2 protein-coding genes are annotated in these 1,864 nt (G+C 70.0%); both read left to right on the forward strand.

Going from position 1 to position 1,864, the window contains the following annotated elements:
* Positions 1-348 precede the first annotated feature (348 nt).
* Positions 349-1,056: a hypothetical protein gene (locus tag AB0M20_RS41130; protein WP_364306704.1), complete on the forward strand. Its 708-nt coding sequence runs from the start codon at positions 349-351 to the stop codon at positions 1,054-1,056.
* 99 nt (positions 1,057-1,155) lie between these two features.
* Positions 1,156-1,864: PRC and DUF2382 domain-containing protein (locus AB0M20_RS41135; protein WP_364306706.1), on the forward strand; the 709-nt coding region annotated here is incomplete at its 3' end.

The following is a 1,864-nucleotide window of genomic DNA, read 5'->3' on the forward strand; positions in this document are numbered from 1 at the left end:
CCGCACGATCGTCGTCGCGGTCACCGGTGACGTCCCGCTCGACGAAGCACGTGATGACGAGGGGATCCTGCCCCGACCGGTGATCACATCTCGAAGCGACTGTCAGCCGCCGACGCGGACGAGAGACCACGGCAACCCACCTCACTCGGAACCGGAGGGTGGGCACGCGTCTTGACCCGTTGCGAGATTTTACCGGCGGCCCGGGAAATCGCATCCGGCAGCGCCGCGACATTTTCGGGCTCCGAGATTTCGGAGGGCGGCGTGTTTACCCCGTAAACGTCCGGGCACCCCGACGAGCGAGGTCGTGCAGACCATCCCCCTCGTCATCGATGCACCACCGGAGCAGCCATGAGTTCACCATCGCACTCGACCAACTCCGGCTCTCGCCGCTGGCAATCGGACGCCGGAACCGACCAGCGTGACCATACACCACATAGGACGGACGCGGCGGGCGATCAAGGCCCCGGCTCGTCCGCGGCCCGCACCGACCGGGAGTCGGTTCTGGCGCGGGAGAAGGACCGTTACGGCGGCATCAAGTGGGGTTCGGCCTTCTTCGGCTGGCTGACCGCCACCGGCACCGCCGTCATCCTCACCGCCGTGCTCGTGGCCACCGGCGCCGCCGTCGGCCTCTCGACGGGCACCGACACCTCCGAGGCGCAGGCGCAGGCGCAGGCCTCGCAGCGGGCGGGCTCGATCGGTGTGGCCGGCGGCCTGCTCCTGCTGGCCGTCCTGCTGATCGCCTACTTCTGCGGCGGCTACGTCGCGGGCCGGATGGCTCGTTTCGACGGCGTCAAGCAGGGCATAGCCGTATGGGTCTGGGCGATTGTCATCGCCGTGCTGGTCGGCGTCGCCGGCGCCGTGGCCGGCAGCAAGTTCGACATCCTCGACAAGGTCGGCGGTTTCCCCCGGCTGCCCATCGGCGGCGGCGATGTGACCACCGGCGCGATCATCGCCGCGGTGATCGCCGTGATCGCCGCCCTGGTCGGCGCGATCCTCGGCGGCCTGGCCGGGATGCGGTTCCACCGCAAGGTCGACCGGGCCGGCCTCGGCCACTGACCTCAGGCACCACGCAGCAACCCGAGGGGCGTGCCCAGTCGCGCCCCGGACCACCCATGCCCTGCGCACGACGCAGGACCACCGCAAGGAAGGATTCTCATGATCACGCGCGACGAAATCCACCAGGTCATCGGCTCGGACGTCTACGACAACGACGGCGACAAGATCGGCTCGGCCGGCCAGGTCTACCTCGACAACGAGACCGACAACCCGGTGTGGGTCTCGGTCAAGACCGGGCTGTTCGGCACCAAGGAGTCCTTCGTACCCCTCGACGGGGCGAAGCTGAGCGGCGACCGCCTCGAGGTGCCCTTCGAGAAGGCGCGGGTCAAGGACGCCCCCCGCATCGACGTGGACGGCGACCTGAGCCCGAGCCAGGAGGAGGAGCTCTACACCTACTACGGCCTGTCGGGCGGCGGCTACACCACCGGCAACGACTACCGGAACACCCGCAGCGACACGGACATCGACACCCGCACCGACACCCGCACCGACACGGACACCCGCACCGACCGCGGCGACGCGTCCGGCCGGTCGGACGACGCGATGACCCGCTCCGAGGAGCGCCTGGTCGCGGGCACCCGCACCGAGCAGGCCGGCAAGGCGCGGCTGCGCAAGTACGTCGTCACCGAGCAGCAGCAGGTGACCGTGCCGGTCACCCGCGAAGAGGTGACCCTGGACCGTGAGCCGATCACCGACAGCAACTCCCGCGACGCCCTGGACGGCCCGGCGATCACCGAGTCCGAGCACGAGGTGACCCTGCACGCCGAGCGGCCCGTCGTGGACACCGAGGCCGTGCCGGTCGAGCGGG

The organism is Actinoplanes sp. NPDC051633, assembly GCF_040681735.1.
Taxonomy (GTDB): Bacteria; Actinomycetota; Actinomycetes; order Mycobacteriales; family Micromonosporaceae; genus Actinoplanes.

Coding starts and splice junctions, on each gene's coding strand:
- AB0M20_RS41130 (WP_364306704.1), top strand. CDS start 349: ATGAGTTCACCATCGCACTCGACCAACTCCGGCTCTCGCCGCTGGCAA.